The following is a 23,109-nucleotide window of genomic DNA, read 5'->3' as shown; positions in this document are numbered from 1 at the left end:
ATTGGTGACGGTCAACGGAGCGGCGAGCCCGCAGGCGGCCACGGCGGCCGGTGGGCCGCAGGTGACCGGTGAGGTGGTCGGGCGGGTCCTCGGCACGCAGGCGGCCTCGCCGCTGTCGTTCTGGGTGGGCCTGGAGCCGGGCAAGGTGGTCCAGCTCGACGACGTGGTGGTGACCAGACGGGAGGTGCCGGGCCACGGCCCGGTGCTGGTCGCGGGCGTGGTCACCACGGTGGAGGCCCGGCACGAGGGCGCCGCGTACGACTCCGACGTGTTCCTCATCGCCGACGGCGCGCTGCCGGCCGCCGTCGTCGAGGTGGCCGAGGTGCGGGTGACCCGGGTCGAGCCGGAGGTGTTCGTGCCGCCGCTGCCCGGCGCCCAGGTCTACCTGGCCGGCGCCGGCGACCGCGACCAGGCGCTCTACTTCGACGTCATGGAGCGCCGCATCCCGCTCGGCATGGGCCGCGACGGCCAGCCGCTCTACGTCAACTTCGACTTCCTCGACGGCACCCGCGGCGCGCACGTGTCGATCTCCGGCGTGTCGGGCGTGGCGACCAAGACGTCCTTCGCCACGTTCCTGCTCTACTCGATCTTCAACTCCGGCGTGCTCGACGCCGAGTCCGCCAACACCAAGGCGCTCATCTTCTCCGTCAAGGGCGAGGACCTGCTCTTCCTCGACCACGACAACACCCGGCTCGACCAGCGCGCCCGCGACGGCTACGCCAGGCTCGGGCTGCCCGCGCGGGCCTTCGGCAGCGTCCACGTCTTCGCCCCGCCGCGCCCCGGCGACCCCAACGGCGTCCCGCACGTCGCCGCCCGCACGCAGGGCGTCAGCGCCTTCTACTGGACCCTGGTCGAGTTCTGCCAGGAGGAGCTGCTGCGTTTCGTCTTCGCCGACGCCGACGACGAGCGGGCCGGCTACTCCCTGCTCGTCGGGCAGGTCGCGGCCCGGCTGAAGTCGTGGGCCGAGCCGATCGGCGACGGCGGCGCCGTCCGCGTGCAGGGCACCACCTGCCGCACCTTCGCCGACCTCGTCGAGATGCTCTCCGACCAGCTCCAGGAGGAGGACAGCCGCAGGGACTGGACCGGCGCGCAGACCCCGCTCGGCACCGTCAACGCCTTCCTGCGCCGCCTGCGCAGCGCCGTCCGCCCGCTGTCCCCGATCGTCCGCGGCGACCTGCCCTTCTACCGCAGCCACTCGGTCAGCACCTCCGACGCCCAGGTCTCCATCGTCGACCTGCACAACCTGCCCGAGCGGGCGCAGCGGTTCGTGGTCGGCGTGGTGCTGCGCGGCGAGTTCCACCGCAAGGAGTCCTCTGGCACCGCCAAGCCGCTGCTGTTCGTGGTGCTGGACGAGCTCAACAAGTACGCGCCGCGCGAGGGCGACTCCCCGATCAAGGAGATCCTGCTGGACGTCGCCGAGCGGGGCCGCTCGCTCGGCGTCATCCTCATCGGCGCCCAGCAGACCGCCTCCGAGGTGGAGCGGCGGATCGTCTCCAACAGCGCCGTCCGCGTCGCCGGGCGGCTCGACCCGGCCGAGGCCGCCCGCTCCGAGTACGGCTGGATGCCCCCGGCCGTCCGCGAGCGCGCCACCATCGCCAAACCGGGCACCATGTTCGTGGCCCAGCCGGAGATCCCGGTGCCGCTGGCCGTGGCCTTCCCGTTCCCCGCCTGGGCCACCCGGCCCGCCGAGGCCGCGCCGCGCGCCGACACCGCCGCGAGGACGGGCGCCGACCCGTTCCAGGGCCTCCCGTCCGCCGTCGAAGACGACATCCCGCCCTTCTGACCCACAGGTGATTTCGTGAAGATCCTGCACACCGCGGACTGGCACGTGGGCAAGGTGCTCAAGGGCCGCTCCCGCCTCGACGAGCACCGTGAGGTGCTGCGCGAGCTGGTCGCCGCCGCCCGCGCCCACGACGTGGACGCCGTCATCGTGGCCGGCGACCTCTTCGACACCTCCGCGCCCACGCCGGAGGCGCAGTCGCTGGTGCTGGGCGCGCTCATGGCGCTGCGCGGCGAGGACCGCGACGTGGTCGTGCTGGCGGGCAACCACGACAACCCGCAGCTCCTCGAGGTCTACCGGCCCGTGCTGGGCAAGCTCGGCCTGCACGTGGTCGGCGTCTTCCGCCGCCCCGACGCGGGCGGCACGCTCGCCTTCACCGCGCGTACGGGCGAGCCGGTGCGCCTCGCGGTTCTGCCGTTCCTGTCGCACCGCTACGTCGTCCGCGCCGCCGAGGTGCTCACCGGCACCGCCGCCGAGCACAACCGCGACTACGCCTCCCGCGTCGGCGAGCTGATCGGCGCGCTCACCGCCGGCTTCCACGGCGACACCGTCAACCTCGTCACCACCCACGGCACCCTGCCGGGCGGCGCGTTCGGCGGCGGCGAGCGCGAGGCCCAGTCGATCTTCTCCTACTACTTCGAGCCGACCGCCTTCCCGCCCTCCACCCAGTACGCCGCCCTCGGCCACCTCCACCGCCGCCAGCAGATCCCCGGCCCCTGCCCGATCTGGTACAGCGGCTCGCCGCTCAACGTCGACTTCGGCGAGGAGGGCAACGTGCCCGGCGCGCTGCTGGTCGAGGTCACGCCGGGCCGGCCCGCCGTGGTCCGCGAGCTGTCCTTCTCCTCGGCCCGCCGCCTCCGCACCGTGCGCGGCACGCTGGAGCAGCTGGAGGGCATCGACCCCGGCGACGACTGGCTCAAGGTCGTCGTGGAGGAGAAACCCCGCGTGGGGCTCGCCGACGACGTGCGCGAGCTGCTCGCCGGCGCCGCCGTGGACGTCATGCTGGACGAGAAGTTCCGCCCGGTGCCCGCCACCCGCCGGGCCGGCACGGCCGGCCGCAGCCCGCGCGAGCTGTTCCGCGACTACCTCGCCGCCACCGGACGCCACGACGACCAGGTGGCCGCCCTGTTCGACCGGCTCTACGACGAGGTGACCGGCTGATGCGACCCCTGCTGCTCCACCTCGACCACTTCGGCAGCTTCCGCGAGCCGGTGACCGTCGACTTCTCCGACACCGACTACTTCGCGCTCGTCGGCCCGACCGGCGCGGGCAAGAGCACGATCATCGACGCCGTCTGCTTCGCCCTCTACGGCACCGTGCCGCGCTGGGGCAGGGAAGGCGCGGTCGCGCACGCTCTCGCGCCGTCCGTCGCGGCCGGCAAGGTCGCGATGGTCTTCGACAGCGACGGCCGCCGCTACGGCGTGGTCCGCGCCATGGTGCGCGACGCCAAGGGCGCGGTCCGCACCAAGGAGGCGCGGCTCGACGAGCTCGATCCCGCCGCGCCGCTGGAGCAGGCGTTCGAGGCCGTGGTCAAGCCGCTCGCCGAGGGCGAGGGCGTCACCCCCGAGGCGCAGCGGGTCACCGGCCTCGAATACCGCTTCTTCACCCAGTGCGTGGTGCTGCCGCAGGGCCGCTTCGCCGAGTTCCTGCACGCCGCCCCGCGCGAACGCCAGGACCTGCTGGTGCAGCTTCTCGACGCCGACGTGTACGAGCTGATCAGGCAGCGCGCCGCCCGCGAGGAGGAGAGCGCGGGGCAGGAGGCGTCCTTCGCCCGCGACCAGCTCGCCAAGCTGTCCGGCGCGAGCGAGGAGGCCGAGCGCGAGCTGGCCGAGCGCATGGAGGCGCTGCGCCGGCTCTCCGACGCCATCGGCGCCGACCTCGACCTGCTGCGCTCCCGCGAGGGCGACATCCGCCGCGCCGAGCAGGACCGGGCCGCCGTCGCCGAACGGCAGGCGGTGCTGGCCAGGCTCGCCATGCCCGACGCCGTCCCCACCCTGGCCTCGGCCCGCCGCGCCGCCGCCGAGGCCGTCGAGACGCTGACCCGCGAGGTCGCCACGCTGGAGGCCGACGAGCACGAGGCGTTCGAGTCGCTGGCCGCGCTGGGCGACCGCGGCGCGCCACGGGCCGCCCTGGCGGCGCTCGACGCACGCGACCGCCTCGCCGCCGACGCCGCCCGCACCCGAGCCGAGGCCGAGGCCGCCGCCGCGGGCCTCGCCGGTCTGGCCGCCGCCGCGGAGGCCGCCGAGCAGGCCGCCGGCGCCGCCGAGGAGCGGCGCGAACGCCTGCGCGACGCCCACGCCGCCGCCCACCTGGTCCACCGGCTGGCCGTCGGCGAGCCGTGCCCGGTCTGCCACCACCCGGTCGCCGAGCTGCCGCTGCACCGCTCGCCCGCCGACATGCGCACCGCCGACCGCGCCCTCGCCCAGGAGCGCGAGCGGGCCCAGCGCGCCCGCGCCGCGCACGCCAAGGCCGAGACGTCGGCGTCCCTGCTGGCCAGGCAGGCGGAAGGGCTGGAGGCCCAGCTCGCCGGGCTGCCCGCGCCCGGCGACCGCGCCGAGCTGGAGGCGCGGCTCGCGGAGATCGCCAAGGCCGACGCGGTGGCGGGGGAGGCCCGCGCCGCCGTCCGCGCCGCCCGCGGCCGGCTGCAGCGCGCCCGCGACCACGCCGACCAGGTCGAACGCCAGACGGCGTCGGCCTGGCAGGCGCTGGAGTCCGCCCGCGACCAGCTCCTCGTCTCCGGCGGCCGCCCGCCCGTCGCCGTCGAGGAGCGCGAGGGCACGGGGTGGGAGGGCGCGGGGTGGGAGGCGCCGCCGCCGCTCGTCCGCGACGACCTGCACCGGGCCTGGAGTGAGCTGCTCGCCTGGCGCGACCGGGCCGCGGAAGCCGCCCGCGCCGCGCTCTCCGCGCGGGAGAAGCAGCTCGCCGAGGCCCGCGACCGGCTCGCCGCCGACCGCCGCAGGCTCGCGGAACGCCTCGCCGAACACGGCGTCGTCCCGCCCCGCGACGCCTCGCCCGACCAGTACGGCGCCGCCGTCGCCGGCGCCCTCGCCCGCGCCGAGAGCGACCTCGACCGGCTCAGGGAGGAACGCAGGCGCGCCGCCGAGCTGGAGCAGCGGATCGCGATGAAGGAGCACGAGGCCAAGGTCGCCCACGAGCTGGCGCTGCGGCTGCGCGCCAACGCCTTCGAGCGCTGGCTGTGCGCCGAGGCGCTGGCGGTGCTCGTCGCCACGGCCTCGGAGACGCTGCGCGAGCTGTCCGACGGCCAGTACGAGCTGGCCCTCGCCGACCGCACCGGCGACATCGAGGTGATCGACCACGCCGAGGCCGGCCTGCGGCGCAGCGCCCGCACCCTGTCCGGCGGCGAGACCTTCCAGGCGGCGCTCGCCCTGGCGCTCGCGCTGTCCGGGGCGGTCGCCAAGAGCCTCGACTCGATCTTCCTGGATGAGGGCTTCGGCACCCTCGACCCCGCCACCCTCGACACCGTCGCCACCACGCTCGAACGCCTCGCCGCCGGCCAGGACCGCATGATCGGCCTGGTCACCCACGTGCCCGCGCTGGCCGAGCGGGTGCCGGTGCGCTTCGAGGTCAGCCGCGACGGCAAGGGCTCCCACGTCCGCAAGGCCGGGATCGTCGCGTGAGCGGCTTCACCGTCGACCCGTGGGACCCGGGCTACGCCGCCGCGCTCGCCGTCGAGAACATCGCCGAGCTGGGCGCCACGAGCGCCGAGCTGGTGCTCGACATCGAGCTCCAGCCCGCCGCCTGGCAGCCGGTCACGCCCGCGCCCGACGCAGTCCCGCCCGCGTCGCTGCTGGTCGCCGACGGGGTGCGCCGCGTGGACGCGCGGGTCTGGGTGGACGACCCCGGCGCGCCGATGCCGGTGCCGGGGATCGCGGCCTCGTACGCGGCCGGCATCGTCCGGTGCGGGCCCGAGGGCGCCGACCTGGCCGCGATCGAGGTCAACAGGACGCTCATCTCCGCCTCCCCGCACGCGCCCGAGGTCAAGACGCCGCACGCCACCTACCACCCGAGCAAGGCCGCCGACGCCAGCTTCGAGGAGCTGTCCCTGGCGTTGCAGCGGCAGGTCACCCAGCTCGAGGTGGACCTCGCGGTGCGGCACCGCGCCGAGAGCGACGACCTGCTGCTGGTGGACGGGCCGCTGCGGGGCCGCAGCCACCTGCCGCGCACGGTCGGCTACATCAAGACGCACCACACGGCCTACCTGCCGCCGCCGCAGTCCGCGGTGGTGGCGGCGCTCGCGCCGGGGCAGCGGACGCCGGTGTTCCTCATGGGCACGAGCTGGCGGCGGCACGCCTGGTACGTACGGCTGCCGGTGCAGTCCTCCGCCCCGTGGGCGGGCGTCGCGCGCTGCGAGGCGAGCGCGGAGCTGGAGCCCGCCCAGGTCGTCCGGCTCGCCGACGCCGTGACCCTGGCGCTGCCGCCGCTCGCCGGCGTCGACTACAAGGACCCGCGCGCCCCCCAGAACCTCGTGCCGATCGGCGGCCTGGAGAAGCTGCTGCGCCACCACCTGGGCGACGCCCGCCTGCTCTACCGCTCGCTGCGCACGGCCGCCCTCGGCTAGTACTCCAGTGACACTTGACGATCTTGAGGCGTTGGGGCCACATGGCGACGGCCACCACGTGATCATCCCGGAGTTTGAAGACGACCAAAGATCGTGCGGCGGGACCGCCAAGCTGCTGGGCTTACCCCACGTTCCGTGGGTACATGGCACATGGGTGTCAGATGCCCGTACGGCATCATGCAGCTCAGGGCGCCACATCGGCGGTGCCGCAGCCGAGATGACTCGACCCCATCGGCGTGCGGACAGCAGACGAATCCATGCCCTCGGCGCTACCATAGACCAGGTGGAAAGGCTGCGATGCTTACAAAACTGGAAGTCGACGGGTTCAAGAACCTTCTGAATTTCGAGGTAGAACTGGGCCCTTTCACCTGCATTGCAGGCGTCAACGGCACAGGAAAGTCAAACATCTTCGATGTGATTCAGTTCCTCAGCCTCCTGGCAGACAGATCGTTGATTGAGGCGGCTCAGGAGGTTCGGGGTGTGCACGGTGAGCGCTTGGGCGATCCGCGCGATCTTTTTTGGAATGGATACTCTCGGTCTGATCATAAGATGAGCTTTGCCGCAGAGATGATCGTGCCAGGCGAGGTTGAGGATGACTTCGGCCGACCAGCAAAGCCCTCCATCACCTTCCTTCGCTATGAGCTGGAAATCGGCTATATCCCACCTGCCGGGATCGAGAAGATCGGACGTCTTAGCCTGCTTGCTGAAAACCTTCGACACATCAAGCTTGGCGATGCTCCAGAAAAGCTTGGTTTTCGGCATAATGCTGGCCAATTCCGCAAGGCGGTTTTGCATGGGCGCCGAGCCGGCACAGCCTTCATATCGACCGCGATAGACGCCGACGGTCAGCCGATCATCAGTATCCACCAAGATGGCGGCAGCCGGGGCCAGCCAAAGCCTGCTGCTGCATCGAGAGCCCCTGCGACGGTTGTAAGCACGGTCACAAGCAGCGATGACCCCACGGTGCTGGCCGCGCGCCGAGAGATGCAATCCTGGCGACGGTTGGCTCTTGAGCCTTCCGCATTGCGAACGGCAGACCGCTATGTTGATCCCCGACAAATGGATCCGACGGGCCGCCACCTCGCGGGAACTCTGTTCCGCATCGCCTATACAGACGGGGACTTCGAGCGAGTTTATGCCCGTGTCGCCAGTCGTCTGGCTGACTTGTCAGGAATAGACGTCAGAGAACTTCGGGTCGAGCAAGACGACGTCCGTGAGCTATTCACGGTGCAACTTGTCGAGTCGGGTGGACTGGCCTTGCCTGCAAGAAGCCTGTCCGAGGGGACCTTGCGCTTCCTTGCCCTTTGCGTTCTCCTCGAAGATCCTTCTGTTGAAGGCCTGCTGTGCATGGAGGAGCCCGAAAATGGCATCCACCCCGCCAACTTGAATGCAATGGTCCAGCTGGTTCAAGATCTGGCCGTGGACCCCTACGAAGCACCAGGCGTGGACAATCCGTTCCGACAGGTGATCGTTAATACGCATTCTCCTGCGGTTGTGCAACTCGCGGACCCGCAGGATCTCCTTTTCGCTGAAGTCGATATTCGGCGTGCGCCGGACGGGACAATGGCCAGGGCTCTGAGTGTCCGTCCTCTGGTCGATACCTGGCGCGATAACCGAGACACGAGGACCAGGGCCGTTTCCAAGGCCGACATCCTGCCGTACTTGACCACCCCTCCAGGCGCTCAGCTCACTCTGGAGATCGCGTGAGCCTGCGGATTCTCTTTCTTGGTGAGGGGACCAGCGATAGCGGGATCACCACTCACATCAGGCGCATCGCAATCGAGCACGGATATCAAGTGGTCATCACTGAGTGTTTTCCATCCTGAAGCCGCAGGTCGCGGGCATGCTGCGCGAGTGGGTCTGATCGACAAGTAGAAGAGCCCCTGGTAGAAGGGTTGTCGACCAAGATCAACCGTTAGACCAGAGGCTCCGAGTTGCTGTTCTACCGCGCCGCGCTGCCGTTGTCACCTCAGACCCTGTCCTATCTGTCCGGCATCCTGCGCCGGCACCGCAAGACGATCAACTCGCCCTGGCGTCGCCTCAACCCCGGCCAACAAGCCCTGCTCGTCCTCGTCCACCTGCGCAAAGGCGAGACCCTGGCAGAGGTCGCCGCAGGCTTCGGCGTCGGCATCGCGACCGCCTGGCGCTACATCCATGAGGCCATCGCCCTGCTCGCCCGCCGCTCGCCCCGCCTGGAGCAGGTGTTACGCGCGGCCAAGCGGGCCGGCTACCCCTACCTGGTCCTGGACGGCACCCTCATCCCCATCGACCGCGTCGCCGCCGACCGGCCCTACTACTCCGGCAAACACAAGAAGCACGGCATGAACATCCAAATCCTGGCCACCCCCGACGGCACACCCTTGTGGACCTCCGGCTCCCTGCCCGGCTCCGTCCACGACCTCAAAGCCGCCCGGATCTGGGGCATCCTGCGCCGCCTCAAGGCCGCCGACCTGATCACCCTCGCCGACAAGGGCTACGTCGGAGCCGGCGAGCACGTACGCGTGCCCTACAAGGGCCGCAACAAGCCCGCCTCCCAGAAGGCCGCCAACGCCGCTCACGCCAAGCTCCGCGGACCGGGAGAACGGGCCAATGCACAACTGAAGACCTGGCGTATTCTGCGCAAACTCCGGTGCTGCCCACTCCTCGCAGGTCAGCTCGTCAAAGCGATCCTCGTCCTTCAGCGCCGCGAGGCGGGATGAAAAGCACTCACTGATCCGTTGATGGATGGACTACCGCCGTCTCGACGAAGGACCGTAAAATCCAAGCTGGAGCTCATAACGGAAATAGGCGGAATGTACGAACTCGTAGTGGTCCATCGAGATGCAGACAGGGATGGCAGAGGCGCTCGCCTACGAGAGATTGAGGACGCTGTTCACTCGGTGACCCCTTGCACCCCTTACGTAGGGGTCGTACCTATCCGCATGACTGAGGCATGGCTTCTGTTGGATGAGCGTGACCTGCGAGTCGTGGCCGGCAACCCCAATGGACGCATGGACCTGAACTTGCCTCGACCAAAATCGGTGGAGACGATTCCAGATCCGAAAGCGGAGTTGACCGAAAAACTAGCTCTTGCTTCCGGCTTGTCAGGTAGGAGGTTGGCCAAGTTCAGGCAGCGATTTCCCGAGCATCGCCGTCAACTACTTGATCGAATCAATCCGGCCGGCCCTATTTGCGATGTCCCTTCTTGGAACAGCTTCAATGAGGACCTTTTGGCAGGATTGCAGCAGGCGGCTGGATAAGAAGTTCGGCTGCGATCGCATATGAGCGGGCCTGGACACGGACTGCGAGAGAGCCAACGCCGACCCATGGACCGTCCCGTTTATCGCGGGGCCACCACGCGCGGGTGCCTTGTACTCCAGTGACACTTGACGATCTCGAGAAGTTGGGGTCACATGGCGACGGCCACCGCGTGATCACCCGGAGTTTGTGAAGGCAACCAAAGATCGTGCGGTGGCCGCGATCCATGGCGTAGACCTCAGACCGCTTGGACGGTGTCCAGGTCAACGCGGCCGAGGTCGCCGCGCGGGTGGCCGACCGGCACCGGCACTCCAGCTGGCGCTCCCCGAGATCCGACGGTTGCTGGTCGCGCTCATCTTGGCCGCGACCCGCACGATCACGGACATCCTGCACTGGTCAGACTGGCGCCGCCGCCATCAAGCAACCGTACGACACTGCCACTACCAGCGCAGGTCCCAACCATGATCGGATGTGTCCCGGGAGTACTAGCTGATCGGGCGCGTCACGGGCACTTCGCGCGCATCTTGGGGCTGTAGCCGTTGTGGACGACGTACTTGCTGCCGGCGTAGTACCTGACCTGGCCCTGCAGGCGGTAGGTGAAGGTGGTGCCCCGCTTGCAGCCCTTGTACAGCGTCTTCTTGCCGGCGCCGTACCAGGAGGCGCTGGAGATCTGCTGCCAGCCCCACCAGCGCTTGCGCTGAAGCATGATCTTGATTTCCTGGTTGCGGGAGCAGCCGATCGCCCAGCCGGTCGCGGCCACGTGTCCCTTGCGCATCTCCGGGCGGTACACGCGCACCTGGCGGCAGGACGCCGCCGCCGCCGAGTCGGCCGCCGCGGCGGCCGTGGCGACGGTGGCGGGGGAGGTCTGAGCGGCGGCCTGCGCGGGGGCGCCCGCGGTCAGCGCCGCGGCGGCGACCGCGGCACCGAGGACCATCGTGTTGAGCGTTCGCATCGCGTTCTCCTTGGTGCTCGTCGTACTGGACACCGCGAAGGTAGCCAGGCCGATGTTGAGGACCTGTGGAGCGCCTGTTGAGCGAACGGTCCGCTAGACCGCGAAGACCTGCCGTCGTCGGCGAACACCTTGAACTCCAGGGCGGTCAGGCCCCCTCGACCCGATACCCCGGTCAGTGGCGGGCGCGGGGGAGGGTGGCGGTGACGACGAGGCCGCCGTCCTCGCGGGGGCGGGCGCTCACGTCGCCGCCGTGCGCCACCGCGATCGAGCGCACGATCGACAGCCCGAGCCCCGCGCTCCGCGCCGTGACCACCCGCTCGGCGCCGTGCCGGTGGAAGGGCTTGAAGAGCGGCGGCACGTCGTACGGCGGCACGTCGGGCCCGGTGTTGGCGACCTCCACCTCGACGCTGTCGCCGTCCACGGTGCGGCTCACCACCCGCACCCATCCGCTCCCGTCGTCCAGGTTGTGCCGGATGCCGTTCTCGACCAGGTTGTGCACGAGCCGTTCGAGGAGCAGGGCGTCCCCGGTGACGGGCGCCTGGCCGGCCACCTCGTCCACGGTGACCTTGGCCTCGGCGGCGTCGCCGGCCGTCTGCCGCACCACGTGCGCCACCACGTCGGCGAGGTCCACCGGCGAGCGGTCGGCGATCTCCTGCTCCGAGCGGGCCAGCAGCAGCAGGCCCGAGATGAGGCGTTCGTGCCGGGCGTTGATCTCCAGCAGGCTCTCGCCCAGCTCCTTGACGTCCGGCGAGGCCGTACGCCGGTGCATGGCCAGCTCGACCAGCGCCCGGTTGAGCGTGAGCGGCGTGCGCAGCTCGTGGGAGGCGTTCGCGACGAACCTGCGCTGCCCGTCGAAGGAGTGGTCCAGCCGCTCGACCATCGTGTCGAAGGTGTCGGCGAGCTGCTTGACCTCGTCCGCCGGGCCCTCCAGCGCGATCCGCTCGTGCAGCCCGCGCTCGGCCATCGGGGCGGCGGCGATCCGGCGGGCGGTGTCGGTGACGCGGTGCAGCGGCGCCAGCATCCGCCCGGCCACCACCCAGCCGAACGCGACCGCCGCCCCGCCGACCACGGTCAGCGCGAGCACGCCCTGCGCGAGCAGCGAGGTGCCTGCGGCCCCGCGCAACTCCAGCTCCTGCCGCCGCAGCCACTCGACGGCCGCGTCCCCGGTGAGCCGCATGTCGCCCTCGGCGATGAAGAACTGCTTGTTCATGCCTGGCGGGGCGGTGAACCGGTCCTCGAACGACCGCGTGAGCTGCTGCTCGAACAGCACGTACGTGACCCCGAGCAGGGCCAGCCCGGCCACCAGGAAGATCGCGCCGTACCCGAGGGTGAGCCGCAGCCGCAGCGTGCGCGGCCCGCGCGGCCTCCAGCGTCCGGTCATCCGATCCGGTACCCCACTCCCTGCACGGTCTCGATCACGGGCGGGCCGGCGAGCTTGCGGCGCAGCTTGAGCACGGTGAGCCGGACCGCGCCGGTGAACGGGTCGGCGTGCTCGTCCCACGCCTTCTCCAGCAGGTGCTCGGCCGAGACCACGCCGCCCTGCGCCCGCAGCAGTTCGGCGAGCACCGCGAACTCCTTCCGCGCCAGCGGCACGAACCTCCCGTCCCTGAACACCTCGCGGCGCGCCGGGTCGAGCGTGATCCCGGCCCGCCGCAGCACGGGCGGCGCGGCGGGCCGCGACCGCCGCCCGAGGGCCAGCACCCGCGCGGCCAGCTCGGGGAAGGCGAACGGCTTCGGCAGGTAGTCGTCGGCCCCGATGGACAGTCCCGTCACCCGGTCGTCGAGCTGGGCCGCGGCGGTCAGCATGAGCACCCGCGCGGCCGAGTCGGAGGCCACCAGCTCCTTGCACACGTCGTCGCCGTGCACGCGCGGCAGGTCGCGGTCCAGCACGACCACGTCGTAGTCGTTGACCGCGAGGCGTTCGAGCGCCGCCTCGCCGTCGTGCGCCAGGTCGACCGCGTGCGTCTCCTCCCGCAGCCACTCGGCTATCGCGTCGGCGAGCACGTGCTCGTCCTCAACCACCAGCACCCGCATGGCTCGTTCTCCGGCCCTTTCCGTCGCCTACAGAGCCGAGTGTGGCTGAGACGGCGTTCGGCGGAGGTAAGCGCCGGAGCCGGATGCCAGGAAACGCGGAGGAAACAGCCCGGCCTATTGCATCTCCCTTCGAACGACCACATGTCGTACCAACCAGATGGGGGAGACCACTCATGCGAGGACGAGTCCGCAGCGCCCTGGCCGCCGCGCCCGTCGCGTTCGCCCTGCTCCTGACCGGCTGCGCCGCCGCCGACGGCGGCGGCTCCGGGGTGGCGTCGGTCACCGGCGCCCGGACCGGCGCCGGCGCGACGCCGAGCGCCGATCCGCAGGACAAGGGCATCAAGTACGCCCAGTGCATGCGCGAGCACGGCATCGACATGCCCGACCCCGAGCCCGGCAAGGGCGTCACGATGAGGATCGGCCCCGGCACGCCGAAGGAGAAGGTGGAGCAGGCCGAGCAGGAGTGCAAGCAGTGGGCACCGGCCGGCCGGGCCGAGGGCGGCGGCGACCCCAAGCGCGCCGAGGCGCTGCGCAAGGTGGCGCAGTGCATGCGGGACAACGGCGTCGAGAAGTACCCGGACCCCGACGGCGGCATGATGCGCATCACCCGCGACGTCGGCGAGGACCCCGACTTCAAGTCCGCCCAGGAGAAGTGCCAGAAGGAGATGGGCGAGGCCGGCATGGGGGGCCTGGGATGAGCATGATCGCCCTCGACGGCAAGGACGGGAGGAGGAGCGGGCCGGGCGACGGGCCGCCGCGCCGTGCCCGGCGGCGCGGCCGGGTGGCCGCCGGGCTGCTGGTCGTGCTGGCCGCCACGGGCGGAGCCTTCGTCGCGGTCAACGGCGCCGGCCTGCTCGCGGACGGGGCCGGCCCGGCCCGTACGGCCGCGATCCTGCCCCCGGCCACCACCACGGTCGCCAGGCAGACCCTGGACGACACGATGGACGCCGACGGCGAGCTCGGCTACGGCCCGGTCACCGGCGCCCTGGCGAGGAGGCCGGGCACCATCACCTGGCTGCCCGCGAGCGGCCGGCAGATCACCCGGGGCCGCTCGCTCTACCGCGTGGACGACGAGCCCGTGACCCTCATGTACGGCGACACGCCCGCCTACCGCGACCTGCGGATCGGCACGGAGGGCGGCGACGTCCGCGACCTGGAGCGCAACCTGCGCGCGCTCGGCTACGACGGCTTCACCGTGGACGACGAGTACACCTACGGCACGGCCGCGGCCGTCAGGGAGTGGCAGGCCGACCGCGGCCTGGAGGAGACGGGCGTGGTGGAGCTGGGGCGGGTCGTGTTCGCGCCGGGGAAGGTGCGGGTGGAGAGCCTGGAGTCCGAGGAGGGCGAGCCGGCCCGGCCGGGCCAGAGGGTGCTGACCTACACGGGGACGTCCAAGGTCGTCACCGCCGAGCTGGACGCCGAGGACCAGCGGATCGCGCGCAAGGGCGCGAAGGTCCAGGTGACGCTGCCGGACGGCACGACCGTGCCGGGCCGGGTCACCGAGGTCGCCACCGTCATCGAGCCCGGCGATGGCCAGGGGGCCGACCCCGGGACGCGGGTCGAGGCCCTGGTCTCCCTCGGGTCCGCGAAGGCCGCCAAGGCGGCGAAGGGCCTGGACCGGGCGGCGGTGGACGTGACCTTCACGGCCTCGCGGCGCGAGAACGTGCTCACCGTGCCGGTCGCGGCGTTGGTCGCGCTGCGGGAGGGCGGGTTCGGGGTGCAGGTCGTCGAGGGCGGCACGGCCCGGTACGTGGCCGTCGAGACCGGGCTCTTCTCCGGCGGCCGGGTCGAGGTCGAGGGCGAGGGGCTGCGCGAGGGCATGACGGTGGGGATGCCGCGATGACGTACCCGATGATCGCCCTGACGGAGGTGTCCCGCGCCTACCCCGGCGGGGTGACGGCGCTGCGCTCGGTGTCGCTGCGCGTCGAGCACGGCGAGCTGGTCGCGGTCGTCGGCCCGTCCGGGTCGGGCAAGTCGACGCTGCTCAACGTCGTCGGCACGCTCGACCGGCCGACCTCCGGCGCCGTCCACCTCGACGGCCACGACGTGGCGGAGCTCTCCGACGGCCGGCTCTCGGCGCTGCGCGCGACCACGATCGGCTTCGTCTTCCAGCACTTCCACCTGGCCGCGCGGGTCCCGGCGCTGGACAACGTGGCCGACGGGCTCGTCTACACGGGCCTGCGCCGCTCGGAACGCCGCCGCAGGGCCGCCGAGGCGCTGGAGCGCGTAGGGCTGGGGCACCGCATGGACCACGAGCCGCACGAGTTGTCCGGCGGGGAGCGCCAGCGGGTCGCCATCGCCCGCGCGGTGGCCGGCGAGCCGCCGCTGCTGCTGGCCGACGAGCCGACCGGCGCGCTGGACTCGGTGTCGGGCGCGGGCGTGATGGACCTGCTGCACGAGCTGAACGCGGCCGGCACGACCATCGTGATCATCACGCACGACCGCGAGGTGGCGGGCGGCCTGCCCCGGCAGGTGAGCATGCGCGACGGCCGGATCGTCGCCGACTCCACGGCGGCGGCCCTGACGGCGGCCCTGAGGGCGGAGGGGCGGGTGCCGCGATGAGCGCCGCCGAGCCTCCCCGCCCGGCCCCGGCCCCGGCGCCGGCGCCGGCACCGGCGCCGGCACGGGCGCGGCCGGCGCGGGAGAGGGCGTGGCCGGTGCCCGCCAGGATGCGGCCGGCGGACGTCGTGCGCGTGGGCGCGGTGGGCCTGCGCACGCGCCCGCTGCGGGCGTTCCTGTCCGCGCTGGGCATCGCCATCGGGATCGCGGCCATGGTGAGCGTGGTCGGGCTCTCGTCCTCCTCGGGCGCCGAGCTCGACCGGACGCTCTCCGCCCTCGGCACCAACCTGCTCACCGTCTCCTCCGGATCCACGCTGATGGGGGAGGCGGCGCGGATGCCGGTGGAGTCCGAGGCCATGATCGAACGGGTCGGCCCGGTGGAGGCGGTCTCGGCCGTCGGCAAGATCCCCGAGGCGAAGGTCTACCGTACGGAACGCATCCCGGAGGCCCAGACCGGCGGGCTCAGCGCGTACGCCGCCCGCCTCGACCTCCCCGCCACCCTCGGCGCGACCCTGCGCGACGGCGTCTGGCTCAACGCGGCCACCGAACGCCATCCGGCCGCCGTGCTCGGCGCGGCGGCGGCGCGGCGGCTCGGCGTCGGCGCGGCCGGCCCGGACACGCAGGTCGTCGTCGGCGGCGTGCGTTTCACCGTGGTCGGTGTGCTGAACCCGGTCGCCCTCGCGCCCGACCTCGACAACGGCGTGCTGGTCGGCTGGCCGGCCGCCGAGGAGCGGCTGGGCTTCGACGGGCATCCGACGACCCTCTACACCCGCGCCGAGGAGGCCGCTCTGGAGGCGGTCCGCGACGTCCTGGCCGGCACCGCCAACCCGGAGGCGCCGAACGAGGTGGACATCTCCCGCCCGTCCGACGCGCTGGCCGCCAAGCAGGCCACCGGTCAGGCCTTCGCCGGCCTCCTGCTGGGCGTGGGCGCGGTGGCGCTGCTGGTGGGCGGGGTCGGCGTGGCCAACACGATGGTCATCTCGGTGCTTGAGCGCCGGGCCGAGATCGGCCTGCGCCGCTCGCTGGGGGCGACCAGGGGGCAGATCCGCACGCAGTTCCTGGCGGAGTCGCTGCTCCTGTCGCTGCTCGGCGGGGCCGGCGGCGTCCTGCTGGGCACGGCGGTGACCGTGGGGTACGCGCGCTACAGCGGCTGGCCCCCGGTGGTGCCCGCGTGGGCGACGGCGGGCGGCCTCGCCGCGACGCTGGCGATCGGCGCGGTGGCGGGCCTCTACCCGGCCGTACGGGCCGCGCGCCTCTCGCCGACCGAGGCTCTCTCCACCCCGTGAGGCGCGGCCTCCGTCACGGCCCGCCGGGCGTCTCCCTGGGAGCCGCGGGCCGGGCGGAGGCCGCGTAACAGGAGGTCTTGCCGACCAGGCGGACGCCAGGGCGGGGGCCGCGGGCGACCGTCAGCTCGAAGGTCAGCAACGTCCTGGGGTCGCGCAGCACCGCCACGTCCCGGCGGCCGTCGCGCAGGTCCAGGTCGTCGGCGATCTTGTCGTACCCGAGGGCCTGGAGTCTCTCCTGGAGGCCGGAGGAGGCGTCCACCCGCTCGCTCTCGGCCAGCAGCCACCCGCGTACCTCGCCGGGGACGCAGGAGCCGTCCTCGACCTGCTGCGGCGCGGAGCGGTGCAGGTCGGAGGAGTCGAGGAGGAGGAGGTCGGCGTCAGCGGTGAGCCGGCTGATGGCCTCGTCGAGCGTGGGGAGGCTCCGGCCCGCCGCGCACGCGGTGATCGCCGCGGCGCAGGCGAGCGCCACGGAGGCAGCGTATCGGCGGGTACGCATGATCCGGACACTACCGGAGGCCCCGCTCCTCCGGCAGGGGCGGACGGACTCAGTGAATGATCGCCTTGAGCCGGTTGACCAGGCGCTGGTCCTCCACGCAGCGGCCGAGCCCGAGCGCCACCGAGTAGAGCGGGCGCTCGGCCCGCCGCACCGGCATGCACAGCTCCGCGCGCAGCCGCCGGCCCAGGCCGCGCAGCAGCGCGCCGCCCCCCACCAGCACCGCGCCCCGCTCCCCGAGGTCGGCCACCAGCTCGGGCGGGCACCCTTCGACGGTCCCGACGGCGGCCCGCACGATGGCCTCGACCGGCTGCCTCGTCGCCTCGTAGATGAGCTGGACGGGCAGCGACACGGCCCGCTCCTGGCCGGTCTCGGCGTCCCGTCCCTGGACGGTCACGTGCCGCTGCAGCGGCTTCCAGTCGGTGCCGGCCCGGCGTTTGGCGTCCTCCGCCTCGGCCTCGTCGAGCAGCAGCCCGTGCTCGCGCTCGACGAGACGGGCGATGGCGAGGTTCATGGCCCGGCCGCCGACGGGCACCGTGGCCGCGGCCACCACCGCGCCGTGGGACAGGACGGCCACGCGGGCCACGTCCTGCCCGATGTCGATGACCATCCGCCCGGTGCCGTCGCGTACCTGCACGCCCGCGCCCAGCGCCGCCGCGAGCCCGTGCGGGACGAGCATGAGCCCGCGGGCCTCGGCGTCGTAGGCGACGTCCCGAAGGGCCGCCTTGTCGATGGACGTGGCGCCCTCCGGCAACGCCATGACCAGGCGCGGACGGGCCGCGAAGGGCCGCCGGTGCACCTTGCGCAGGAAGTGCCTGACCAGCCGCCGGGTCAGCTCGCCGTCGCCCGGCAGGCCCGCGCTGACGGGCCGGCAGGTCTCGTGGCCGCTCGTGGGGTCGGCCTCCGCGCCGTACTCCACGATCTTGCCTGTCCTGGCGTCGCGGACGACGGCGGAGGGCTCGTCCAGGACGATGCCCCTGCGCTTGGCGTAGATCCGCGTGCGCGCGGCCCCCAGATCCACGGCCAGGTCCAGGCCGAGGACACTCATGCCTGTCCAGGCGATTTGTCCATCATGTCGGGATTTGTATCCGCTCGTACCCCAACGCAACACCAGGAACCGAGCGGTACCCCTTTACCTGACGGACCGGTTTCGCGTCGTAAGGGACACCGTGCGAAGCTGGGGGTGTCCCAACACCATGGAGGTCCTCAATGGCGGAATCACCGGAGCCGGAAGTCAGCGAAACTCCCGAGGACGAGATGAAGCGCAAGTTCCGCGAGGCGCTTGAGCGCAAGCGTGGCCAGCACGCGGCCGGCGGCGCGGGTGGCAGGGGCGGCGATCCGTCGAAGATCCACGGTACGCACGGCCCGGCCGCGAACAAGCGATCCTTCAGGCGCAAGAGCGGCGGCTGAGTCAGCAGGTCCGGCAGGTCCGGTAGCCCAGGGAGGGCGCGGTTATTCCGCGCCCTCCCTTTTCTTTGCCCGGCGGCCAGGTAGATCTTTTGTCCGATTCGTGACGATTCGTTTGCTTTCGTCCCTGTGTGCGTGGTTAAGTGTGGCCCATTCAACCAGCCGAATCCCGAACCTCTCGGGAACCGGGGACCCAGTCCGTTGGGGTGAATCCGGCAGCACGCCGGTAGGGCATCTCCTCGTCCGAACCCGTCAGCTAACCCGGTAGGCGTGATGGAGAGGACCCCCGCATGTCGTACCGCGTCACACCCCCGGACACCGGATCCCCACCGGCCGAGATTCCCGACAGCGTAGTGCCGGCCGCCCGCTGAGCGGCTCTTCGTCCAGGCTCCTCCGCGCTCCGCGCAGCCTCCCCCGTCAGGTGTTCTCCCCTGGCTGCGCCCTTCTCCCCTGAGCGCGTGTCCCTGTCCCTCGCAAAGGACCTCACTGCTCCATGTCTGCTTATTTCGGCCTGCGCTCCTGCGCCGTGCTCGCCGCCTGCTCGTTCGGCGCGCTCACCGCCGTCTCCGCCCCCGCCCACGCTGACACCGACGAGAAGATCCTGCTCAAAGGCTCGACCACCGCCTCCTACTTCTGGGACGACGGCTCCGGCAGGGCCGGGGACACCGGCCTGCCGGCCAGCGGCAAGCCGATGCAGAAAGGGCTGGCCGCCAGCCCGAGCTGGCCCCTGCTGACCGAGGGCTACGTGATGTACAAGGGCAAGAAGATGCCCTTCTTCGTGGGCGACCGCGGCCCAGGCGTGCCCTCCAACCGGGGCATCATGCTCGACCTGGACGCCAAGACCTTCGCCGAGCTGACCGGCGGCCGGTTCAACTCCGCCACGCTGGGCGTGGACGGCATCGGCGGCCAGGGCCACATCAAGGTCGACTACGTCATCACCAAGTGGGGCCCCGGGGTCGGCAAGAAGAACCACCCGGTCCCCTTCTCCACCGGCGCCTGGTCGCGGCGTGACAACAACCCGGCCGAGCCCCCGAAGGTCCTGGCCGAGGAGAAGCCGGCGACGACCGGGACCGCGCAGCCGGCGAAGGTCAGGACGAAGACCGGCACGCAGAGCGCGGCGAAGGCCGTGCAGGAGAAGGCGGGCCAGTCAGAGACGCCGGCGCAGGGCGTGGCCGGCGGTTCCGCCGGTGGCGCGGCCGTCCAGCTCGCGGCCGGCCAGGCCGGGACCGTCCGCCAGGGCGAGTCCGCGCAGGCGGGCACCGGCGTGGGCGGCGCCCTGCTCTGGGCCGCCCTGGCCCTGGGAGGCGGGGCCGTGGTGCTGGGCGGTAACCGCCTCCGGCGCCTGCTCAAGCGCGGCGCCTGAGCCGGCGCCGGCATCCGCTCAGAACGCTTTACGTCACCGGACCAGAATGAGATTCTGGTCCGGTGACGACCCGCGTAACCGCCAACGGCATCGACATCGCCTACGAGAGCTTCGGCGACCCCGGAGGCCGCCCGCTGCTCCTCATCATGGGCCTCGGCGCCCAGCTCATCCACTGGGACGAAGGGCTCTGTGAGCTCCTGGCCGAGCAGGGACACCACGTGGTCCGGTTCGACAACCGCGACGCGGGGCTGTCCACGCACGTCGGTGGGGCGGGGGTGCCCGGCGCGGGCACGGCTCCGCCGTACCTGCTGGACGACATGGCCGAGGACACCGCCGGCCTCATGGACGCCCTCGGCTGGCCGCGGGCCCACGTGGTGGGCGCCTCGATGGGCGGCATGATCGCCCAGACGCTGGCCATCCGCCGTCCGGAGCGCGTGCTGACCCTCACCTCGATCATGTCCACCCCCGGCCCTGAGATCGCGCCGCCGACGGCGGAGGCCGCCGCGATCCTCATGGCCCGGCCGGCCGCCGACCGCGACGGCGTGCTGGAGCAGGCCGTACGCACCTGGACAATGATCGGCTCGCCCGGCTACGAGCTGGACCACGAGCGCATCACCACCCTCGCGGGACTGGCCTACGACCGCTGCTTCGACCCGGCGGGCACCGGCCGGCAGCTCGCCGCCATCATGGCGTCCGGCAGCCGGGTCGAGGCGCTCGGCCGGCTGACCGTGCCCACCCTGGTGCTGCACGGCGAGGCCGACCAGCTCGTCCCCCTGGCGGGCGGCGAGGCCACCGCGGCGGCCGTCCCGGGGGCTCGCCTGGTGACGTACCCGGGGATGGGGCACGACCTGCCGCGCGCGCTCTGGCCCGACATCGTCGCCGAGATCACCAAGCACACCACCGCCTGAACGCGCCGCGGCCCGCGCCCCCCGCACGGAGGGCGCGGGCCGCGCGGTGCTCAGACCTCCAGCTTCTCCTCGATGCCGCGGAGCTGGTGCCGGGACATCGCCAGGTTGGCCCGGGCGCGGTCGAGGGCGAGGTAGAGGAACAGCCCCTTGCCGCCGCGTCCGGTGATCGGGCGGATGATGTGGTACTGGCCTCCGAGGGTGATGAGGATGTCCTCGATGCTGTCCTTGAGACCCAGCGAGTCCATCGTGCGCAGCTTCGCCTTGACGACCTCGGTGTTCCCCGCGGCGGCGACCTGGAGGTCCAGGTCCTTCGATCCGCCGAGGGTGCCCAGCGCCATGCCGCTGCCGTAGTCGACGACCGCCGCGCCGACCGCGCCGTCGATCGTCATCATCTCCTTGAGAGAGACGTCCATGCCCGCCATGACTCCTCCTTCTCTGCCAGGTTCGGGTTCACTGCTTCTGCGGTGCGACGGCCGCCACGGCGGCGGCCGTCTTCCTGCCCTCCAGCCGCAGGAGCCCGACGTTCGCGCCGGGTCCGGCCAGGACTGTGAGGACGACGGTGGGGCCGGCCGCGTAGAAGGCCACGAAGCCGGCGGTGCCGGAGATCAGCGTCTCCTCGAAGGCGCCGTGCTGCGTCATGATCAGCATGCGCCTGCTCATGGCGAGCAGGGCCGCCGCCAGGGCCGCCGCCTGCTCGCCGATCTCGTCGGGCAGGTCGCAGGCCACCTGCAGGCCGTCCACGGTGCAGGCGACGCTCCCGCGCACGTCCGGCGTGCGCTCGCGCAGGAGCCTCATCTCCTCCAGGACCTCGTGCTTCAGCTCCACCCGTGGCCTCCTCCTGAGTGAGGGAAACCTCACGACAGCTCCTCTAGCGCTTTCTTCAGCCGCAACAGCAGCGCTATATCGGTCGGGTCCCCCGTGACGGACGGTCCGGCGGACGGCCTCGGGGCCTCCGGACGGTGGGGCGGGCGCGGCAGCTCGCCGCGGGCCCGCCTGGGCAGCGTCCGCTCGTCGCCGGCGGACAGCGGGTCCTCCGGCTCCGGCGGGTCCGGCGGGTCCGGCGGGCACAGCAGGCCCGCGGCGGCCAGCCGGCGCACGGCCAGCAGCACCGAGTAGCCCGGCCGCCCGATCTGCCTGGCCAGCTCCAGCGGGGTGGCCCGCCGGTCGGCCTGGACGAGCACCTCCCACTGGACGCGGTCGAGCGTCACCGCGTGCCCGGCCAGGGCGGTGGCCGGGCGCACGGGGCTGGTGTCGACGTCGGCCGAGGGCCAGATCCCGGCGAGCTGGGCCCGCCGCCTGGCGCACTCGCGCACGAGCCCCGCCACGTCGAAGAACCACTGCCCGCCCAGCCAGTGCTCCTCGCCGGGACGGAACTTCGGCCGCGTCCCGCTCATCGGCAGCAGGAAGAAGGCCGCGTCGAGCACCACGCCGAGCACGGCGTACTGGAGCTCTCCCTGGGTGATCGGGCCCTCCCGCAGCAGCCGGGCGCAGCCGCCGTCGGACTGCATGCCCCGCAGGGCCGCCTCCGACATCCGTCCCCTGGCGGTGAGCAGCCGCTCCAGACTCGGGGTCTGGGCGCACTCCATGTACGTCACGCGCCCGTCCGACAGGAAGATCGTGCCGCTCCGGCCGACCCGCAGCGCGCCGGTCGAACGCTCCCGTGCGAGCCCGGCGAGGAGGGAGTCCAGCTTGGTCATGGCTCACGTCGTCAGACGGCCGGCGATGGACTGGAGACGGTGCCGGGCCAGGGCGAGGTTGGCTCGCTCCAGGTCGAGGCGTACGTAGATGACGAGCGGCCCCTCGAAGACGGTCTCCATCAGCCGGAGCAGATGGTGGCCCTTGTCCGTGGTGACCAGCATGTCGTCGATGCGGACGACGTCGCCCGGGCAGGTGCGCGCGAGCCCGTCGGAGGTGGCGCGCAGCGCCTCGGTGAGCGCGGCGGCGGAGCGGTCGGCCTCGACGCCGGAGTCCTGGCTGAAGGCCACGGCCATGCCACTGGTGTGGTCGACCAGCATGGCGTCCAGCGCGCCTGGTATGGCCATGACCTCCGCCAGGCAGGTGTCGATTCCGAGCACGTGACCTCCCTCGCCATCGGTGGGACGGAGACAGCGTAGAGGTACGGAACCGCCGCGAAGCGTGATCAGTCGCTGGAGTTAATGTTTTGTACGGCGATGGCGGAGAAAAACAACACCGATGCAGATAATTGTTTGATTCACGAGAATTTCTCGCGGCACCGCAGGATCTCCGCGACGTTCCTCTCGGCCCATTCGGCCACCACCGACAGCGGCCCGTGCAGCGAGAGCCCGAGGTCGGTCAGCGTGTACTCCACCCGCGGCGGCACCTCGGCGAACACCTCCCGCGTCAGCAGCCCGTCCTGCTCCATGGCACGCAGGGTCTGGGTGAGCACCTTCGGCGTGACGCCGCCGATCCGGGTGCGTAACTGGGTGAAGCGCATCGGCCCGTCGCGGAGGCTGAGCAGCACCAGCATGGACCATTTATCGCCAATACGAT

24 protein-coding genes, 1 pseudogene and 1 riboswitch are annotated in these 23,109 nt (G+C 72.0%); of the genes and pseudogenes, 15 read left to right on the top strand and 10 right to left on the bottom strand.

Translation table 11 applies throughout. From position 1 onward, the window contains the following. The first annotated feature begins 4 nt into the window (after window positions 1–4). The 8 genes and pseudogenes from Nocox_RS34380 to Nocox_RS44275 all read left to right on the top strand — a co-directional run. Complete coding sequence (locus Nocox_RS34380; protein ID WP_020543840.1) at window positions 5–1,783, top strand: ATP-binding protein; 1,779 nt, start codon at window positions 5–7, stop codon at window positions 1,781–1,783. A gap of 15 nt (window positions 1,784–1,798) precedes the next feature. Next, complete coding sequence (locus tag Nocox_RS34375) at window positions 1,799–2,941, top strand: exonuclease SbcCD subunit D (protein WP_020543839.1); 1,143 nt, start codon at window positions 1,799–1,801, stop codon at window positions 2,939–2,941. Then, window positions 2,941–5,418 (top strand): AAA family ATPase, encoded by a 2,478-nt coding sequence (locus Nocox_RS34370; protein WP_020543838.1) that lies wholly within the window; start codon window positions 2,941–2,943, stop codon window positions 5,416–5,418. Before Nocox_RS34375 ends, Nocox_RS34370 begins: the two co-directional genes overlap by 1 nt. Next, window positions 5,415–6,359 (top strand): hypothetical protein, encoded by a 945-nt coding sequence (locus Nocox_RS34365; RefSeq protein WP_020543837.1) that lies wholly within the window; start codon window positions 5,415–5,417, stop codon window positions 6,357–6,359. Before Nocox_RS34370 ends, Nocox_RS34365 begins: the two co-directional genes overlap by 4 nt. A 297-nt stretch (window positions 6,360–6,656) precedes the next feature. Beyond that, entirely contained in the window at window positions 6,657–8,066 is a 1,410-nt protein-coding gene (locus Nocox_RS34360; RefSeq protein WP_026214456.1) for an AAA family ATPase, read from the top strand. Window positions 8,067–8,293: 227 nt separating this feature from the next. Beyond that, window positions 8,294–9,058, top strand: coding sequence for a transposase family protein (locus Nocox_RS34355; RefSeq protein WP_219495520.1), 765 nt, complete (start codon window positions 8,294–8,296; stop codon window positions 9,056–9,058). Between the two features lie 222 nt (window positions 9,059–9,280). Beyond that, a complete protein-coding gene (locus tag Nocox_RS34350) occupies window positions 9,281–9,598 on the top strand; it encodes a hypothetical protein (RefSeq protein WP_211212543.1) in 318 nt (105 codons plus the stop codon). Between the two features lie 307 nt (window positions 9,599–9,905). Beyond that, window positions 9,906–10,061: pseudogene (locus Nocox_RS44275) on the top strand (IS701 family transposase); the annotation flags it as partial. Window positions 10,062–10,098: 37 nt separating this feature from the next. On the opposite strand, the gene Nocox_RS34345 reads toward Nocox_RS44275, so the two are convergent. The 3 genes from Nocox_RS34345 to Nocox_RS34335 form a co-directional block, all read right to left on the bottom strand. Then, window positions 10,099–10,548 carry a hypothetical protein gene (locus tag Nocox_RS34345; protein WP_020541349.1) on the bottom strand — a complete coding sequence of 150 codons (450 nt, stop codon included), beginning with the start codon at window positions 10,546–10,548 and terminating at the stop codon, window positions 10,099–10,101. 172 nt (window positions 10,549–10,720) lie between these two features. After that, a complete protein-coding gene (locus tag Nocox_RS34340; protein WP_020541348.1) occupies window positions 10,721–11,929 on the bottom strand; it encodes a sensor histidine kinase in 1,209 nt (402 codons plus the stop codon). Then, entirely contained in the window at window positions 11,926–12,582 is a 657-nt protein-coding gene (locus Nocox_RS34335; RefSeq protein WP_020541347.1) for a response regulator transcription factor, read from the bottom strand. Before Nocox_RS34335 ends, Nocox_RS34340 begins: the two co-directional genes overlap by 4 nt. A gap of 173 nt (window positions 12,583–12,755) precedes the next feature. Here Nocox_RS34335 and Nocox_RS34330 point away from each other — a divergent pair, with 173 nt between their 5' ends. From Nocox_RS34330 to Nocox_RS34315, 4 genes are all read left to right on the top strand, one after another. Then, window positions 12,756–13,280 carry a hypothetical protein gene (locus Nocox_RS34330; protein WP_020541346.1) on the top strand — a complete coding sequence of 175 codons (525 nt, stop codon included), beginning with the start codon at window positions 12,756–12,758 and terminating at the stop codon, window positions 13,278–13,280. Further along, a complete protein-coding gene (locus Nocox_RS34325; protein ID WP_020541345.1) occupies window positions 13,277–14,425 on the top strand; it encodes a peptidoglycan-binding protein in 1,149 nt (382 codons plus the stop codon). The genes Nocox_RS34330 and Nocox_RS34325 overlap by 4 nt, the downstream gene beginning before the upstream one ends. Then, on the top strand, window positions 14,422–15,144 hold the full coding sequence (locus tag Nocox_RS34320) for an ABC transporter ATP-binding protein (protein WP_020541344.1): 723 nt from the start codon (window positions 14,422–14,424) through the stop codon (window positions 15,142–15,144). Before Nocox_RS34325 ends, Nocox_RS34320 begins: the two co-directional genes overlap by 4 nt. A 107-nt stretch (window positions 15,145–15,251) precedes the next feature. Beyond that, window positions 15,252–16,427 (top strand): ABC transporter permease, encoded by a 1,176-nt coding sequence (locus Nocox_RS34315; RefSeq protein ID WP_020541343.1) that lies wholly within the window; start codon window positions 15,252–15,254, stop codon window positions 16,425–16,427. 13 nt (window positions 16,428–16,440) lie between these two features. On the opposite strand, the gene Nocox_RS34310 is transcribed toward Nocox_RS34315, so the two are convergent. After that, window positions 16,441–16,923 carry a hypothetical protein gene (locus Nocox_RS34310; RefSeq protein WP_157382838.1) on the bottom strand — a complete coding sequence of 161 codons (483 nt, stop codon included), beginning with the start codon at window positions 16,921–16,923 and terminating at the stop codon, window positions 16,441–16,443. Window positions 16,924–16,972: 49 nt separating this feature from the next. Then, entirely contained in the window at window positions 16,973–17,968 is a 996-nt protein-coding gene (locus Nocox_RS34305; RefSeq protein WP_020541341.1) for a rod shape-determining protein, read from the bottom strand. 161 nt (window positions 17,969–18,129) lie between these two features. Between Nocox_RS34305 and Nocox_RS34300 the strand changes: the two genes are divergently transcribed. The 3 genes from Nocox_RS34300 to Nocox_RS34290 all read left to right on the top strand — a co-directional run bounded on the left by Nocox_RS34300 (window position 18,130) and on the right by Nocox_RS34290 (window position 20,598). Beyond that, complete coding sequence (locus tag Nocox_RS34300; RefSeq protein WP_026213948.1) at window positions 18,130–18,330, top strand: DUF5302 domain-containing protein; 201 nt, start codon at window positions 18,130–18,132, stop codon at window positions 18,328–18,330. A 147-nt stretch (window positions 18,331–18,477) separates the two neighbouring features. Further along, window positions 18,478–18,613: riboswitch (cyclic di-AMP (ydaO/yuaA leader) on the top strand. A 207-nt stretch (window positions 18,614–18,820) separates the two neighbouring features. After that, window positions 18,821–19,690: a hypothetical protein gene (locus tag Nocox_RS43435; RefSeq protein ID WP_020541339.1), complete on the top strand. Its 870-nt coding sequence runs from the start codon at window positions 18,821–18,823 to the stop codon at window positions 19,688–19,690. A 62-nt stretch (window positions 19,691–19,752) separates the two neighbouring features. Further along, window positions 19,753–20,598: an alpha/beta fold hydrolase gene (locus Nocox_RS34290; RefSeq protein ID WP_020541338.1), complete on the top strand. Its 846-nt coding sequence runs from the start codon at window positions 19,753–19,755 to the stop codon at window positions 20,596–20,598. Window positions 20,599–20,648: 50 nt separating this feature from the next. Here Nocox_RS34290 and Nocox_RS34285 read toward each other — a convergent pair whose 3' ends face one another. The 5 genes from Nocox_RS34285 to Nocox_RS34265 all read right to left on the bottom strand — a co-directional run bounded on the left by Nocox_RS34285 (window position 20,649) and on the right by Nocox_RS34265 (window position 23,086). Next, on the bottom strand, window positions 20,649–21,020 hold the full coding sequence (locus tag Nocox_RS34285; protein WP_020541337.1) for a hypothetical protein: 372 nt from the start codon (window positions 21,018–21,020) through the stop codon (window positions 20,649–20,651). A 28-nt stretch (window positions 21,021–21,048) separates the two neighbouring features. Beyond that, complete coding sequence (locus Nocox_RS34280; RefSeq protein ID WP_020541336.1) at window positions 21,049–21,423, bottom strand: roadblock/LC7 domain-containing protein; 375 nt, start codon at window positions 21,421–21,423, stop codon at window positions 21,049–21,051. Between the two features lie 29 nt (window positions 21,424–21,452). After that, entirely contained in the window at window positions 21,453–22,295 is an 843-nt protein-coding gene (locus Nocox_RS34275; RefSeq protein WP_020541335.1) for a hypothetical protein, read from the bottom strand. A 3-nt stretch (window positions 22,296–22,298) separates the two neighbouring features. Beyond that, window positions 22,299–22,673, bottom strand: coding sequence for a roadblock/LC7 domain-containing protein (locus Nocox_RS34270; protein ID WP_020541334.1), 375 nt, complete (start codon window positions 22,671–22,673; stop codon window positions 22,299–22,301). Between the two features lie 137 nt (window positions 22,674–22,810). Continuing rightward, the gene (locus tag Nocox_RS34265) at window positions 22,811–23,086 is read right to left on the bottom strand and encodes a winged helix-turn-helix transcriptional regulator (RefSeq protein ID WP_020541333.1); all 276 of its coding nucleotides are present in this window, start codon (window positions 23,084–23,086) and stop codon (window positions 22,811–22,813) included. Between the last annotated feature and the right edge of the window lie 23 nt (window positions 23,087–23,109).

It is taken from the genome of Nonomuraea coxensis DSM 45129 (assembly GCF_019397265.1).
Taxonomy (GTDB): Bacteria; Actinomycetota; Actinomycetes; order Streptosporangiales; family Streptosporangiaceae; genus Nonomuraea; species Nonomuraea coxensis.
Note: the sequence above shows the minus strand (reverse complement) of the source record. Positions and strands in the feature narration are given on the sequence as shown.